The organism is Arthrobacter sp. 1088 (assembly GCF_031455315.1).
Taxonomy (GTDB): Bacteria; Actinomycetota; Actinomycetes; order Actinomycetales; family Micrococcaceae; genus Arthrobacter.
The window spans coordinates 331,138-345,166 of record NZ_JAVDSM010000004.1 but is presented as its reverse complement, the minus strand read 5'-3'; the positions used below and the strand labels follow the sequence as shown (position 1 = coordinate 345,166).

Genomic DNA, 14,029 nt, shown 5'->3' with positions numbered 1-14,029 from the left:
ACCCCAAGGGGGCCCGAAATCCGCGGATTTCAGGCCCCCTGGGAAGCATGTTGCCGGTGGACTACGCTTCCAGGACCACCGGAATGATCATGGGACGGCGACGAAGCTTCCGGTTCACCCACGTTCCGATGATCCTGCGCACGACCTGCTGCAGCTGGTGGTTGGTGTGGTCTGCGTGGTTGAGCACGGCTTCTTCCAACGCAGCGTTGATCTTGGGGATGATTTCGTCGAAGACGGCGTCGTCCTCCGCCACACCGCGTGCATGGATCTCCGGTCCGGAGACGATCTTGCCGGTGGTGCGGTTAATGACCGTGATGATGGAGATAAAGCCTTCGTCGCCCAGGATACGGCGGTCCTTCAGATCCGCATCGGTGATTTCACCAACGCTGGAACCGTCCACATAGACGAAGCCGACCTCTACCTGCCCAACGATGTTGGCCTTGTGGTCCTTCAGGTCAATGACAGTGCCGTTATCGCTGAGGATGATGCCTTCGGAGGGCACGCCGGACTCTTCGGCAATATTTCCGTTGGCAATCAGGTGCCGGGTTTCACCGTGGACAGGCATCGCGTTGAGGGGCTCAAGGATGTTGTAGCAGTACAACAATTCGCCGGCAGCTGCGTGCCCGGACACGTGAACCTTGGCCGTCCCCTTGTGGATGACATCGGCACCGAGCTTCAACAATCCGTTGATGATGCGGAACACGGCATTCTCGTTGCCTGGAATAAGGCTGGAGGCCAGGATCACGGTGTCGCCCTGGCCAACAACCACACGGTGGTCCCCGTTTGCCATGCGTGAGAGTGCTGCCATGGGCTCGCCCTGGGAACCGGTGGACATCAGGACCACCCGGTCATCGGGGAGATTGTCAATGTTCTTGATGTCCACCAGGATCCCGTTGGGCACGTCAAGGTACCCCAGCTTGGCTGCGATAGCCATGTTCCGAACCATGGAACGGCCGACGAACGCAACGTTGCGGCCGTGCTTGGCTGCGGCGTCGAGGACCTGCTGGACGCGGTGAACGTGGGAGGAGAAGGAAGCCACGATGATGCGCTTCTTCGCCTGCCCGAACAAACGATCAAGGGTGGGGCCAATTTCCTTCTCGGCGGTGGTGAACCCGGGAACGTCGGCATTGGTGGAGTCGGCCATGAAGAGGTCCACTCCTTCTTCACCCAGGCGGGCGAAGTGGCGGAGGTCGGTGATGCGGCCGTCCAAAGGCAGTTGGTCCATCTTGAAGTCGCCCGTATGCAGGACAGTGCCGCCCGCTGTGCGAATGAAGACGGCCAAGGCGTCCGGGATCGAGTGGTTCACTGCGATGAATTCGCATTCGAACGGGCCGAACTGCTCCACCTGGCCCTCGCTGACGGTCAGCGTGTACGGCTTGATCCGATGCTCCTGCAGCTTCGCCTCCACCAAGGCCAGCGTCAACTGGGAGCCGATCAACGGGATGTCAGCTTTGAGGCGCAGCAGATACGGAACAGCACCGATGTGGTCTTCGTGGCCATGCGTGAGCACCACCCCAACAACATCCTGCAGCCGGTCCTCGATGTAAGAGAAGTCGGGAAGGATCAAATCAACGCCGGGCTGCGTTTCCTCGGGAAAAAGTACGCCGCAGTCAACGATCAGCAACTTGCCGTCGATTTCGAAGACCGCCATGTTGCGGCCTATCTCCCCCAGTCCACCTAGCGGAACAATCCGCAGTGTGCCTTGCGGCAGTTTCGGCGGAGTAACCAGTCCAGGAAGGGCTGTTTGGGTCATATTGTGCTTCTTTCCGGCGGTGCCGTCCTAGACGTTGAAGTCCATTCCGGCTTCCGCCAAATCCCCGCGGATGGTTTTGATCTCGGCCTCGTCCGGCTCCACGAGGGGCAAACGGACAACCGAGTTGGGCAGGACTCCCTGCCACTTGAGAATCTGCTTGGCGGCTACAGCGCCTTGGACCCGCGTCATGGTTGCGCGCACCACGGGTTCCAGTTCGAAGTTGATGGCCCGCGCCGTGGCAAGGTCATTGGCATTGACAGCGTCAATGAGTTCGCGGAATCGGCGGGTAGCCACGTGCGTGGTCACGCCCACGAGGCCTGCTGCCCCCAGCGCCATCCACTGCAGCGTGAGGCCGTCGTCGCCTGAGTAAAAGACCAAATCGGTCTCGGCCATGACGCGGGTGGCTGCGGCGAAGTCCGCCTTGGCGTCCTTGACGGCCACGATGTTCGGGTGCTTGGCAAGCCCGATCATGGTCTCGGGCGCGATTGCAATGGACGAGCGGCCGGGGATGTCATAGAGCATGACCGGCAGGTCCGTAGAGGACGCAATCGTCTCGAAGTGGGCGCGAACGCCGGCCTGGCTGGGCTTGTTGTAGTAAGGAGTGACGATCAGAAGGCCGTCGATGCCAATCTGGGCCGCGCGCTGGGACAGATGCACGGAGTGCGCGGTGTCGTTGGTGCCGGTTCCGGCAATGATGGCAGCCTTGCCCCCCACGGCTTCCTTGACCGCACGGAACATGCCGAGGTTTTCTTCGTCAGTAAGGGTTGAGGTCTCTCCAGTGGTACCGGTGACCACGAGTCCGTCGCAACCGTCCTGGACCAGCTTCTCCGCCAACGCCGCGGCTTGGTCGTAGTCGACCTTGCCATCCTCGGTGAACGGGGTGACCATGGCGGTCAGCAGGGTACCAAGTGCGGGAATGTGGGCGCGGGAGTCAGACATAAGAAAAACGTTACCCTGTCACAGCCATGTTCCGGGAATGGGTTCCGCGTGATGGTCGTCATCGACCCTGCTGACTATGCGGGCTTGGGCGTCCTCGCAGTGCCCTCAGAGCAATATTGCGCGACCGCTTTTTCCTTCAATTGTTCCGCCCAGGCGACCAAACGCTGGGACGCGCGAACGTAGTCGAAGAGTTCCCTTGGCGTGAGGGCCTCAAGGTCCGTTTCAGCCAGGCGACGTGCAAGCTCAGCACCTGGCGCCTGCTCGGCGAGGACCGTTCCCTCGCTGCGCCACTGGACATCTTCCGGCGGTTCACCTGCCACGAGTTGCCTGAAAAGGAAGTCGACAACACCTGGACTCATCGCCCTCATGGGTCCTTGGAGGCCTTCCGGAGGCTTTGGAGCATCGTTCATGAAGGCCATGTTATTCGAACATATATTCGAAGACAAGGCCTGTGGGCCGGCAGCGTGTGTCCTTCATACTGGTTCCATGCGGGTGACGACTGTGTTGGTGGAGGGCGAAAGTGACCGGCTTGCGGTGGAGACACTGGCCGTTCGCCTTGGCCATGACCTGAAGGCTGAGCGCGTCACTGTGGTGCCGATGGGAGGCGCGACCAACATCGTTCGCTTCCTTGACCGCTACGGCCCGAAAGGCACGGACCACCGGTTACTCGGACTTTGCGATGCAGGCGAAGCACAGGGCATCGCCCGCGCACTCAGCCGGGCAGGCCTTGGTTCCGGCTCCTTGTCCGGGAGCGGCTTCCACGTTTGCCAAGCGGATCTGGAGGACGAACTCATCCGCTGCCTTGGCGTCGATGCGGTGCTCAACGTCATTGCGGCCCAAGGTGAGCTTGCCTCGTTCCGGCTCCTCCAACGCCAGCCCTCACAGCGCGGCAAGCCGGCACCGGCACAGCTGCGCCGGTTCTTCGGGGGACGCAGCGGCAACAAAATCCGGTATGCCTCCCTGCTCGTCGACGCACTGCCGGCAGGACAGGCACCCCCACCGCTCGCCCGCCTCGTGGAATCATTTCCGCAATGAGCTATCTGCTGCCACGATGCTTCCAGCCCGCTTCACAGCAGGGCCACAGTCCCTTGTGAGACGATCGCAGCATGACTTCGCAAGAGACGGCGCCAGCCCGGAAGGTGCCCAGGGGACGCAAAGTCTCCACCCGCCTTACGGGCATAGATGCCGCCCGCGGCCTGGCCTTGCTCGGAATGATGGCCACCCATCTGATGCCGACGTTCGGCCCCTCCCCGCAGTGGGAGCCCACGTGGGTCGGACTGGTTTTCTCGGGCAGGTCCGCTGCGCTGTTCGCAGTCCTCGCCGGAATCGGGTTGGCACTCACCACCGGAAAACAGGAGCCGCGCCAGGGCCTGGACCTCTGGGCGGCGAGAAGCGGTGTCGCGATGCGCGCCTTGGTGATTGCCGTCGTCGGGCTGACGCTTGGGGGTTTGGAGGTCAACGTCGCGGTCATCCTGGTCCACTATGCCGTCTTGTTCCTGTGCATCCTGCCGTTTCTGGGATTGCGACTGAAAGCACTCTGCTTGTGGGCGCTCGGCTGGGTACTGGTCTCATCCCTGATCGCCTACCTCGTCCGGCCCTGGCTGCTCGACGCCAACCCTCCCCTGCAGTTGGGGCACAACCCAAACAGCGAGGACCTTGAGACACCGGGACGCTTGGTCGCCGACTTGTTCTTCACGGGCTACTACCCGGTGTTCCAATGGATCACCTATTTGCTGATCGGACTGGCGATCGGCCGTTTGGCGCTCACGACGGCGAACGTCCAGTTGCTGCTGTTCACCTGCGGATTCGCGGTGGCCGCTTTGGCGAAAATCGTAGGAACCCTGGCCATGGAGGTATGGGGCGGCCGCGCCGCACTGGAAGCACTGCCGGGAACACGGGGATACCCGCTGGAGAGCATGCTCCAAGTGAACCTGACAGGCTTGCAGCAGGTGGACTCGTGGTGGTGGCTGGCAAGCGCGGCACCGCATGCCGGCACCACCCTGGATCTGCTTCACACCGGTGGCGTGGCTGCCGCCGTCGTCGGCTTGTTCCTGATGCTGGGCACCCTTGCCCAACGGATCAAGGTCAACTTCCTCATGCTCCTCAGCGGTCCGGGCGCCATGACTCTCACGCTGTATTCACTCCATGTCTGGGTGGTATCCGGTTTCCACAACAAGCCACTGCCAGCAGGGTGGACTGACGAAGGAATGTATTGGACGCAGGCTCTGGCCGCTGTAGGCATCGGCATCTGCTTTGCCCTCCTGCGCTGGCGGGGACCTCTGGAGTGGCTGGCCCACCAGGCGTCGCGCCTGGGCAGTTACCGCCCGGCCACCGTGGGCTGAGAGCGGAAGAGCTTCACGGCGTCGCGCATTGAAGCGCGGGCACGTTTGCGATCGCCGGAGGCGTCGTAGGCGCAGCTCAGCCGGAACCAGGAACGCCAATCCCCGGGTGCTGCCTCGGCCTCCGCACGATACTTTTCGAACTCGGCGTCAGCGGCAGCCCGGACAATCCGGCCACCGGGCGTGCGCGGCAAGGTATCCACAGGAAGGCCTCCCTCGGCCTCCAGGACCTTGGCCATCTGTTCGGTCCGCGCCCCAAACAAGAGCTCACGAATGAGCGCCCAAGCGCCAATCACAGGCAAAACGAGGTAAGCCGCGCCGATACCTTTTGCCACCGGATTGGGATCACCAAGCAACAGGATGGAACGCTGGAGGGACACCACCAGATACAACACCAAGAGCAGGGTGATGGCACCAACCCAGATTTTGGTGCGGTTTTTCTTCACAGACTCCCAAAAAGTACCCATGATCCTAAAGCCCCAGGTCCAGGTAGCCATCCAGGCCCACGGTCAAGCCTGGGTGCTCCGCAACTTTGCGAAGCCCGAGCAGCACACCTGGCATGAACGAGGCACGATCGAAGGAGTCATGGCGCAGCGTCAGCTGTTCACCAGGCCCGCCGAACAGCACTTCCTGGTGCGCCACCAGCCCGCGGAGCCGCACGCTGTGGACACGTACACCCTCCACATCGCAGCCCCGGGCGCCGTCCAGGGACGTTTCCGTGGCATCAGGACTTGCCGGCACACCTGCTTCCTGCCTGGCCTGGGCAATCAGCTGTGCAGTACGCACGGCCGTACCTGAAGGAGCGTCAACCTTGTTCGGGTGATGCAGTTCAATGATCTCCACGGACTCGAAGTACTGCGAAGCCTTCGCCGCAAACGCCGACGCCAGCACGGAACCCAAAGCAAAGTTCGGGGCGATCAGAACGCCCGTTTCCGGCTTCTGCTCCAAAAGCGTCCGCAACGACCCAAGGCGCTGCCCATCCCAACCGGTGGTCCCGACCACTGCATGAATGCCATGTTCAACCGCGAAGCGGACGTTGGCCTCGGTAGTGTCCGGAACAGTCAGGTCCACAACATACTTGGCACCTGCATCGAGCAGCGTCTGCAGGGAATCGCCGCGACCGAGAGCCGCTACCAGCTTCATATCGTCGGCTGCTTCAACAGCCTTCACGGCTTCAATTCCCATGCGCCCGTAGGCGCCCAGCACTGCAACGGCAAGTTGTTCGGTCATGCCTTTAACCCTACCGCCGGGCCGGGGTGCGGCAGGAACCGTGACTTCGCAACCACTCCCCCGGGCCGTTCCCCCTACTCCCCGGGCCGTTCCCCCTACTCCCCGGGCCGTACCCCCTACTCCCCGGGCCGTACCCTCTTACTCCCCGGCCCCGACCCATTCCACGGTGCCGTCGCTGAAGAACTGTTCCTTCCAAATGGGCACCTGTTCTTTGACCCGGTCCACAAGTTCCGAACAAACGGCAAACGCCTGTCCCCGATGGGCGGCCGCCACGGCACACACCAACGCGGGATCACCTATCTCCAGCATCCCGATCCTGTGTGCGGCCCAAATCCTGACGGGCTGCGCTGCTTCGCCGGAGTGCTCGGCCACCAACTGCGCGACTACGTCGGCCATGATCCGGTGCGCTGTGGGATGCGCGCTGTAGCTCAGGCGGTCCACGGGCTTGCCCGAATCGTGGTTGCGCACGACGCCGCTGAAGCTGACTACTGCCCCGGCGGTGTCAGACTCCACCGCGGCAATTGCCTGGTCCACGGAGATGGGCTCGGCACTCAGGACCGCGCTAACAACTTCAAAGTCTGTTTCAGTGCCCATGGCTTCCTTCCAATTGATCGCAAAGGTGCCCGATCACCGGATCCAGGACGGTCAAGCCGTCCATGACGCCCTTCGGGGAACCGGGCAAGTTAATGATGAATGTCTTTCCTGCTGCCCCTGCGTGCCCACGGCTCAGCATTGCCATGGGCGTCTTTGCAGCGCCCGCCCGCCGAATGCCTTCCATAATGCCCGGGATCTCACGATCCAGCAGCGGCAAGGTTACTTCCGGCGTCCTGTCGTCCGGGCTCAGGCCCGTTCCGCCACTGGTGATGACGACGGCGGGCTGCTGGGTCAGGAGCGCCCTCAACGCCGCGCCAACAGGCTCGCCATCCGGCACCACCATGGTGGGAAAGGTATCAAAGCCGTGCTCCTTGAGCCAGTCCAGGATGACGGGGCCGGTTTCGTCGGCGTAGATTCCCGCTGCCGCACGCGTGGACGCTATGACGACGCCGGCCTTCCGCGGCCCGTGGGCGTTTGGTTCGCACGCACTCATGCTTGGGCTCTTTCCGGCGCCGAACTGCCCCGGTTCCAGTCACCGTGCTTCCAATCCCCACTTTTGCCACCGCTTTTTGCCAGCACCTGAATATCTGTCAGGACTGCGTGCTTATCCACGGCCTTGATCATGTCGTAGACGCTCAGGGCCGCTACGGAGGCAGCGGTGAGTGCTTCCATTTCGACGCCGGTGACACCGCGCGTCTTCACAGTAGCCAGTACTTCGATCGAGTCGGCTCCCAGCTCAAAATCGACCGTGACCTTGGAAATCGGCAACGGGTGGCACAGCGGGATCAGTTCGGGTGTCTTCTTGGCGGCCATGATCCCTGCCACGCGCGCCACTGCGAGCGCGTCGCCCTTGGGAAGTTCGCCGGCGCCGAGAAGGGCCAGGACTTCGGCAGTACTGCGGACCGTGGCCGTGGCTGTCGCCTCACGCGTGGTGACTGCTTTCTCGGAGACATCCACCATCTGGGCGGTACCGTCTTGACGGAGATGGGTCAGGCCGCCGGTGTTGCCGGACGTGTTCGTGGGAGTTTCATTCACAGCATCCATACTTCCACTTCGCTTCCCTCAGCGAGTTCCGTGACGTCGCTGGGGATCTGCACCAATGCGTTCGAGCGTGCCAAGGCATGCACCAGGTGGCTTCCCGCGCCACCCTCCATGCGGACGGAGCCGTCAGGCAGCACCGTTCCGCGGCGGACTTGATGCTTGCCCTCTGGTGAATGCAGCGGTTCCACCAAACGCGCCCGCTGTACCGGCCTCATTGCCGGGACGCCGTGGATCAGCGAAAGGGCAGGGCGCAGGAACATCTCATAGGAAACGAGGGAGCTGACAGGGTTGCCCGGAAAGCCGAGGAACGGAACGCCTTCAAAGCGGCCGATTCCTTGTGGGCCTCCTGGCTGCATGGCCACGGGCAGGAACTCCACGTGCTGGGCGGCCATGGCTTGCCGGACGACCTCGTATGCCCCCTTGCTGACGCCGCCGGTGGTCACTATCAGGTCTACCGGGCGCCGGCCGTCATCGCTGCCAAGGTGGCTGCGAAGCAGTTCGAGCAATTGCGCGGGATCATCATCGGAGATCCGGCTTCGCACGACGTCAAGGCCTGCTTGGCGCATGGATGCTTCCAGGAGGGTTCCGTTGGAGTCGTAGATCTTGCCGGGCGTAAGATTCCGGCCCGGTTCCAGGACTTCATCGCCCGTGGTGACCAGCAGGACTTGCCATGGCCTGCGGACTTCGACGGCGGTCAACCCCAGCGCGGCCAACAGGCCAAGCTGAGCGGGTCCTAGACAGGTACCTGCGGGAAGGGCCAGGTCCCCTTCTTTGATGTCGCTGCCCGCGTGCCGAACATAGGTATTGGGAGCAACGGCGGGGAGTTCAACCTCAACATCCCTTGCCTCGGGATTCGGGAAGGTGCTGGGGCGTGCCCGCTCAATGGGGACTACGGCGTCGGCGCCGTCGGGGATCATGGCGCCGGTCATGATGGGCGCCGCAAAGCCTGGCTTCAACACCTCAGGAGCCGCCCCCGCCGGAACAGGTGCCGCCACCCGTAGCTTCGCGCCGCCGTCGGGAATCCCGGCAGAGTTGACGGCAAAGCCGTCCATTTGGGAGTTGGCGAATGGCGGCAGGGAAAGTGGCGCGTGGAGGTCCACGGCCAGCACCTTGCCCAGCGCGTCAAGCAGTGGCAGCTTTTCAGTGGCCATGGTGGCGGCAGGACCGCTCAGTAGTTCCACCACGGCGTCGCGATGGGCAGCAACGGATCTGGGCAAGGACATCCTCCTGTGTGGTCACGCTCCTGTCCGGAGATTATCAGGACGTACCCAGAGTAGGGCCTTATGTGACCTTGACGTTGATGGTGTGGTAGCCGGTGGCGCCGTCGGGAGCTACGGGGGTCCGGTCTTCGGTTTGTGGTTTGCCCGAAGAGTCGGTGGCACGCACTTGGACTTCATAGTCGCCGGGTGAGAGGTCAACTCCCAGCTGCCACTGGTACCAGGTATCCGCGGATATCCCTGGTGCAAGCATCACCTGTCGCCAGGGGCCACGGTTGATGCGGAGCTCCACATGGTCCACCCCACGATGCTGGGCCCAGGCCACACCGCCAAATTGCACTTTGCCTGCTTTGACCGTGCGCCCACTACGCGGTACATCGATGCGGGACTGCGTCTTGATGGGGCCGTGATCGCTCCAGCCACGGGGAGTCCAGTAAGCGGTGTCGTCCGCAAACCGGGTGACCTTGAGTTCGGTGAGCCATTTGGTTGCCGAGACGAAGCCGTAGAGTCCCGGCACAATCATCCGCACCGGGAATCCGTGTTCCAGGGGCAGCGGCTCGCCGTTCATGCCAACGGCAAGGAGGGCGTCGCGGTCGTCCGTGAGCGCTTCGAGGGGCGTACTTGCCGTCCAGCCATCGTTGCTGGTGGAAAGCACCATGTCTGCCCCTGGTTTGGGACCGGCCATGGCCAGGAGTTCCCGTACAGGCCAGCCAAGCCACAGGGCATTACCGATGAGGTCGCCGCCCACTTCATTGGACACGCACGCGATGGTGATGTGCCGCTCCGTCATGGGCTTTGTGAGGAGCGTCGCGAAGTCGAGCTCGACCTCGCGATCCACCATTCCGGTCACTTTCAGTTTCCACTGTGGAGGATCGATGGCCGGCACAGTCAAAGCGGTGTCGATCCGGTAGAAGTCGGGGTTCGGTGTCACCAGGGGGCTGATCCCTTCCAGGGGCAGCGATGCCCCTGCAGGGATAGCCTGCTGCGTCGTCGATGGAGCCGGCAGCGTTAAAGAGCCCCTGAAACCGGAAGCCACCGTGGTGGCCCGCGTAAGGATACTGGTGACCACTCCACCCACGGCTGCCGCAAGCGACGTGGCCGCCACGGCGTTCAGGAAGCTCCGCCGTGCCAGAGGGGCAGGTTCCGGCGGAGGTGAGGCAGGCGGAGGTGAGGCACTGGCCGGATCTGACGGCACCACGCCGGATGACGCTTCACGTAGCGGGACCCACGTGCCTAGGCGGCGAATCAGCGTGCGGAGCAGCAGCATGGTGACGACGGCGGCCACGATGGGTGCGATGGCGGCCTGCGGTGTAGTTTGGGCCCGGGTCAGGACAGCGCTGAGGCCCGCCGCACCGGCCAAGGCCGCCAGAACAAGTCCGAGTCCGGTTCGACGGCGCTCCAGAATCCCGGCCAGGGCAGCCAGAACCACGGCCACAACCAGGATGGAAGCGACCAGCACGATCTTGTCCGCCGTCCCGAAGAGCTGCACGGCGAGGTCCTTCACTCCGGGAGGAACGGAATCGATGACGGCGCCGCCCAGTGCCGTCACTGGCGAAACGAGGGGGCTAAGGAAGCCCGCGCTCAACTCGCCTGCCGCAATGCCTGCTCCCCCGGCCGCCACACCGGCAACCGCAGCCCAGAATCCGGGCTTTCTCATGCTGCGCCTCCTTGGCGATCCACAACAGATCCTGTTTGAACAGATCCTGCCGGAAGCGAACCAGCCGGAAGTGACAGCGCAAACCGACAACCGCCGTCGACGTTTTCCACCTTCACAGCTCCCCCGTGCGCTTTGACAATGCCAGCCACCATGCTCAATCCGATTCCTGCTCCGCTGTAGCTTCCCTGCGATCCCGACGGGTTCCCCCGTGAAGGGTCCTTCTGCCAGCCGGTTTCGAACAGGTGGGGAAGGTCCTCCTCCGGGATGCCCCCGCAGTGGTCCTGAACTGCGACCACGGCGTTTCCGTTGTCGCGCCCCACGCTGGTGTGAACGTCCGTGTCCGGCCTGCTGTAAATGATCGCGTTGAGCAGCACGTTCCGGATCGCCCTGGCCATGCTGGGTCCGTCGGCCACGGCCATGCACTCGCGGTCTCCTCCGCCGGTGAGCGTAATGCCGCGTTGGGCGGCCAGCGGCGCCAGATCGGACAGAGCATCACTGACAAGGTCATAGAGGTCCAGGGACTCGGCGCGCAAGCGAAGGCTTCCAGCCTGGATCTTGGACAACTCCAGAAGGTCGTTGACCATGGCAGTCATTTGTTTGGTCTGCCCGATGATCTTCCGGTAGTACTCCGGGATATCGGCCACCATGCCGTCCTCAAGGGCTTCGGTCATGGCGCGCATGCTGGCAAGTGGAGTACGGAGATCATGTGAAATCCACGAGACGAGCTCGCGCCGCGCGGTTTCAATGGCGGCTTCCCTGGCCCGCGATTCCGCAAGGTTACGGCTGCTGGCCTCCAGTTCCTGGGCCAGTTCAGCGAGTTCCGAGGTCATGGCAGGTCCGGTCCGCTTTCCGTTTTTAGTGCTGTGGTCCAGGGTTTCGCCCCGGCCGAGTCTCCTGGCCGCCGCCACAAGGCGCGCCGCGTTCCGGGATACCCCGGCTCCCAGCACGAGCGATAAGGCCACTGCTACTGCCGAAGCCATGGCCAGGATGTACCACATGACCTCAAGGTCCCTGGCGGAAATGAACATGGCATTGAACGCACTGACCATGCCTGCCACAAGGACAGCCACGGTAGCCACCACAACCAGGCAGATCTGGGCCAACACCGAAGCCCGGCGAAGGACACGTAGCAGCACAAGCGTGATGGCACCGATGACCACTGCCCACAGGAGCACCCAGGCAAGGATGGTTGCAAGCTCAGTGCCCTCCATGGCCATCCCCCTTGGCGTCGAACCTGTAGCCAACGCCCCAAACCGTCTTAAGGAGCTCAGGCTTGGTGGGGTTGACTTCGATCTTCTCGCGGAGGCGCCGCACATGGACGGTCACAGTGGAAAGATCGCCGAAGTCCCAGCCCCAGACTGCCTTGATGAGTTCTTCCCGGCTGAAGACCTGGTTTGGCCTGCGCAGCATGAAGGCCAGGAGATCGAACTCACGCACCGTCAAAGTCAGCGGCGTTCCACGGTGCGTGACGGTCCGGGATGAGGGATCCAGTTCAAAGCCTGCCAATTCGACAGGTGGTTCGGGGGAGAATTCCTTCACGCTGCGGCGAAGGACGGACTTGACGCGAAGGACAAGCTCCCGCGGCGAGAACGGCTTGGTGACGTAATCGTCCGCGCCCATCTCCAAACCAAGGATGCGGTCATCTTCGGTTCCCAGTGCCGTAACCATGATGACCGGCACGCTCATGCTCTGGCGGAGCCGGCGACACACTTCCACACCGTCCAGCCCGGGCAACATGCGGTCCAGAATCACAAGGTCCGGCTGTCGGGTTGCTGCGAGCCTGAGCGCCGAGAACCCATCCCCGGCCACGTCCACCTGGAACCCGGCTTGCAGGAGATAGTCGCGGACGACATCAGCGATGGTCTGCTCGTCTTCGACGAGAAGGATGCGGCGATTGCCGGGCTCTGCCGCTGTTGATGCCGATTGCATGCTCACGCTTTCAGCATAGGTACGCCGAAGCTGCCCGGCATCGGATACGGGTCACTTCCGGGTGAATGTACGCATTCCGTAAGAACTGCCGAGGGCACCGGACATGGCCGCGGCCTTTTCAGGATCAGCCGAACCAATGTCCGCTGAGTGAAACGAAATGTAGCCGGTATCACTGTTCAGCCCACGGTGGCGTAGCCTGAATTCATGAGTGTTCAGCTTGGCATGCCTGTGCCTCCTTTGGGCAGCGCTGCAGGCGGCCCGGTTCCGCCGCCGCGTCCAGCTGGCACGCCCGCCGGTTTGTGGGACCGCTATGGACGGCGCGCGACTGATATGCGCCTTTCCCTGACAGACAAGTGCAATCTGCGGTGTACGTACTGCATGCCTGCGGAAGGGTTGGAATGGCTCTCCAAGCAGGCGGTGATGACCAAAGACGAAATCATTCGCATTGTGCGTGTAGGCGTTGGCGCCCTGGGCGTGCGGGAACTGCGCCTCACTGGTGGTGAGCCGTTGGTCCGGGCTGATCTGGTTGACGTCATTGCAGGCATCCGGAACGAGCACCCTGACCTTCCCATTTCGATGACCACCAATGGCGTGGGCCTGGACAAGAAAGCGGCCGCCCTCAAAGCCGCAGGACTCACCCGGATCAACGTCTCCCTGGATTCGCTCCACGAGGAAACCTTCACCAAGCTCACGCGCCGGCCTTTCCTGGACCGTGTCCTCGCCGGCGTGGACGCCGCATGGGCTGCCGGTCTTGGTCCGGTCAAGTTGAATGCCGTGCTGATGAGGGGCATCAACGATGCCGAGTCTCCTGACCTCCTCGCCTGGGCCTTGGAGCGTGGCTACGAACTTCGCTTCATCGAACAGATGCCGCTGGACGCCGACCACGGGTGGACCCGGCGCAACATGATCACTGCGGCTGAAATCCGGGATTTGCTGTCAAAGGACTTTGTCCTCGGTCCGGACCCGCGGGAACGCGACGGCGCCCCTGCCGAACGATTTGAAGTACGACGCCGGAACCAGGCAACGGGTGAAGCTGAAGGGGCGGTCCTCGGTACAGTCGGGATCATCGCATCGGTCACCGAACCGTTCTGTTCAGACTGCCGCCGCACCCGAATTACGGCTGAAGGCAAGATCATGAGCTGCCTGTTCTCCCGTGAGGAGTTCGATCTCCTCGGACTGCTTCGGGAAGGCGCAACGGATGAGGAGCTTGCCCAACGTTGGCAGGACGCCATGTGGGTCAAACCCAAAGCCCACGGCATGGACCACACTGGCCTCGGCGCACCGGACTTCGTGCAGCCGGACCGCAGCATGAGCGCAATCGGAGGCTGAA

General features: G+C 62.9%; 15 protein-coding genes. 3 read left to right on the top strand and 12 right to left on the bottom strand.

The annotated features are described in order from the left end of the window. Positions 1–61: 61 nt before the first annotated feature. The 3 genes from J2Y41_RS08380 to J2Y41_RS08370 form a co-directional block, all read right to left on the bottom strand. Positions 62–1,753, bottom strand: a complete 1,692-nt coding sequence (locus J2Y41_RS08380; RefSeq protein ID WP_224092342.1) for a ribonuclease J — start codon at positions 1,751–1,753, stop codon at positions 62–64. 27 nt (positions 1,754–1,780) lie between these two features. Then, positions 1,781–2,692, bottom strand: a complete 912-nt coding sequence (gene dapA / locus J2Y41_RS08375) for a 4-hydroxy-tetrahydrodipicolinate synthase (protein WP_224166993.1) — start codon at positions 2,690–2,692, stop codon at positions 1,781–1,783. Positions 2,693–2,766: 74 nt separating this feature from the next. Beyond that, positions 2,767–3,102, bottom strand: a complete 336-nt coding sequence (locus J2Y41_RS08370; RefSeq protein WP_224092341.1) for a hypothetical protein — start codon at positions 3,100–3,102, stop codon at positions 2,767–2,769. 76 nt (positions 3,103–3,178) lie between these two features. Between J2Y41_RS08370 and J2Y41_RS08365 the strand changes: the two genes are divergently transcribed. Both J2Y41_RS08365 and J2Y41_RS08360 read left to right on the top strand, forming a co-directional pair. Continuing rightward, positions 3,179–3,727 (top strand): TOPRIM nucleotidyl transferase/hydrolase domain-containing protein, encoded by a 549-nt coding sequence (locus J2Y41_RS08365; protein ID WP_224092340.1) that lies wholly within the window; start codon positions 3,179–3,181, stop codon positions 3,725–3,727. A gap of 71 nt (positions 3,728–3,798) precedes the next feature. After that, positions 3,799–5,034, top strand: a complete 1,236-nt coding sequence (locus J2Y41_RS08360; RefSeq protein ID WP_309927925.1) for a heparan-alpha-glucosaminide N-acetyltransferase domain-containing protein — start codon at positions 3,799–3,801, stop codon at positions 5,032–5,034. On the opposite strand, the gene J2Y41_RS08355 is transcribed toward J2Y41_RS08360, so the two are convergent. The 9 genes from J2Y41_RS08355 to J2Y41_RS08315 all read right to left on the bottom strand — a co-directional run bounded on the left by J2Y41_RS08355 (position 5,010) and on the right by J2Y41_RS08315 (position 12,699). Then, positions 5,010–5,498 carry a hypothetical protein gene (locus J2Y41_RS08355; RefSeq protein ID WP_224092337.1) on the bottom strand — a complete coding sequence of 163 codons (489 nt, stop codon included), beginning with the start codon at positions 5,496–5,498 and terminating at the stop codon, positions 5,010–5,012. The two genes, J2Y41_RS08360 and J2Y41_RS08355, sit on opposite strands and share 25 nt — an antisense overlap. 4 nt (positions 5,499–5,502) lie before the next feature. Beyond that, a complete protein-coding gene (dapB, locus tag J2Y41_RS08350) occupies positions 5,503–6,261 on the bottom strand; it encodes a 4-hydroxy-tetrahydrodipicolinate reductase (protein ID WP_224092335.1) in 759 nt (252 codons plus the stop codon). Positions 6,262–6,399: 138 nt separating this feature from the next. Then, complete coding sequence (locus tag J2Y41_RS08345; protein WP_224092333.1) at positions 6,400–6,855, bottom strand: molybdenum cofactor biosynthesis protein MoaE; 456 nt, start codon at positions 6,853–6,855, stop codon at positions 6,400–6,402. Beyond that, positions 6,845–7,348, bottom strand: coding sequence for a MogA/MoaB family molybdenum cofactor biosynthesis protein (locus J2Y41_RS08340; RefSeq protein WP_309927922.1), 504 nt, complete (start codon positions 7,346–7,348; stop codon positions 6,845–6,847). Before J2Y41_RS08340 ends, J2Y41_RS08345 begins: the two co-directional genes overlap by 11 nt. After that, positions 7,345–7,899 (bottom strand): cyclic pyranopterin monophosphate synthase MoaC, encoded by a 555-nt coding sequence (moaC, locus tag J2Y41_RS08335; protein ID WP_224092331.1) that lies wholly within the window; start codon positions 7,897–7,899, stop codon positions 7,345–7,347. Before moaC ends, J2Y41_RS08340 begins: the two co-directional genes overlap by 4 nt. Further along, positions 7,887–9,119 (bottom strand): gephyrin-like molybdotransferase Glp, encoded by a 1,233-nt coding sequence (gene glp / locus J2Y41_RS08330; RefSeq protein WP_309927920.1) that lies wholly within the window; start codon positions 9,117–9,119, stop codon positions 7,887–7,889. The genes moaC and glp overlap by 13 nt, the downstream gene beginning before the upstream one ends. Before the next feature lie 58 nt (positions 9,120–9,177). Continuing rightward, positions 9,178–10,770 (bottom strand): molybdopterin-dependent oxidoreductase, encoded by a 1,593-nt coding sequence (locus tag J2Y41_RS08325; RefSeq protein ID WP_309927918.1) that lies wholly within the window; start codon positions 10,768–10,770, stop codon positions 9,178–9,180. Continuing rightward, complete coding sequence (locus J2Y41_RS08320; protein WP_309927916.1) at positions 10,767–11,981, bottom strand: HAMP domain-containing sensor histidine kinase; 1,215 nt, start codon at positions 11,979–11,981, stop codon at positions 10,767–10,769. Before J2Y41_RS08320 ends, J2Y41_RS08325 begins: the two co-directional genes overlap by 4 nt. Further along, complete coding sequence (locus J2Y41_RS08315; protein WP_309928038.1) at positions 11,968–12,699, bottom strand: response regulator transcription factor; 732 nt, start codon at positions 12,697–12,699, stop codon at positions 11,968–11,970. The genes J2Y41_RS08320 and J2Y41_RS08315 overlap by 14 nt, the downstream gene beginning before the upstream one ends. Before the next feature lie 204 nt (positions 12,700–12,903). On the opposite strand from J2Y41_RS08315, the gene moaA reads away from it, so the two are divergent. Next, complete coding sequence (gene moaA, locus J2Y41_RS08310) at positions 12,904–14,028, top strand: GTP 3',8-cyclase MoaA (protein WP_309927914.1); 1,125 nt, start codon at positions 12,904–12,906, stop codon at positions 14,026–14,028. The last annotated feature ends 1 nt before the right edge of the window (position 14,029 follow it).

Coding starts and splice junctions, on each gene's coding strand:
- moaA (WP_309927914.1), top strand. CDS start 12,904: ATGAGTGTTCAGCTTGGCATGCCTGTGCCTCCTTTGGGCAGCGCTGCA.
- dapB (WP_224092335.1), bottom strand. CDS start 6,261: ATGACCGAACAACTTGCCGTTGCAGTGCTGGGCGCCTACGGGCGCATG.
- J2Y41_RS08320 (WP_309927916.1), bottom strand. CDS start 11,981: ATGGAGGGCACTGAGCTTGCAACCATCCTTGCCTGGGTGCTCCTGTGG.
- J2Y41_RS08325 (WP_309927918.1), bottom strand. CDS start 10,770: ATGAGAAAGCCCGGATTCTGGGCTGCGGTTGCCGGTGTGGCGGCCGGG.
- J2Y41_RS08355 (WP_224092337.1), bottom strand. CDS start 5,498: ATGGGTACTTTTTGGGAGTCTGTGAAGAAAAACCGCACCAAAATCTGG.
- J2Y41_RS08340 (WP_309927922.1), bottom strand. CDS start 7,348: ATGAGTGCGTGCGAACCAAACGCCCACGGGCCGCGGAAGGCCGGCGTC.
- J2Y41_RS08315 (WP_309928038.1), bottom strand. CDS start 12,699: ATGCAATCGGCATCAACAGCGGCAGAGCCCGGCAATCGCCGCATCCTT.
- J2Y41_RS08370 (WP_224092341.1), bottom strand. CDS start 3,102: ATGAACGATGCTCCAAAGCCTCCGGAAGGCCTCCAAGGACCCATGAGG.
- dapA (WP_224166993.1), bottom strand. CDS start 2,692: ATGTCTGACTCCCGCGCCCACATTCCCGCACTTGGTACCCTGCTGACC.
- J2Y41_RS08360 (WP_309927925.1), top strand. CDS start 3,799: ATGACTTCGCAAGAGACGGCGCCAGCCCGGAAGGTGCCCAGGGGACGC.
- J2Y41_RS08345 (WP_224092333.1), bottom strand. CDS start 6,855: ATGGGCACTGAAACAGACTTTGAAGTTGTTAGCGCGGTCCTGAGTGCC.
- moaC (WP_224092331.1), bottom strand. CDS start 7,899: ATGGATGCTGTGAATGAAACTCCCACGAACACGTCCGGCAACACCGGC.
- J2Y41_RS08380 (WP_224092342.1), bottom strand. CDS start 1,753: ATGACCCAAACAGCCCTTCCTGGACTGGTTACTCCGCCGAAACTGCCG.
- glp (WP_309927920.1), bottom strand. CDS start 9,119: ATGTCCTTGCCCAGATCCGTTGCTGCCCATCGCGACGCCGTGGTGGAA.
- J2Y41_RS08365 (WP_224092340.1), top strand. CDS start 3,179: ATGCGGGTGACGACTGTGTTGGTGGAGGGCGAAAGTGACCGGCTTGCG.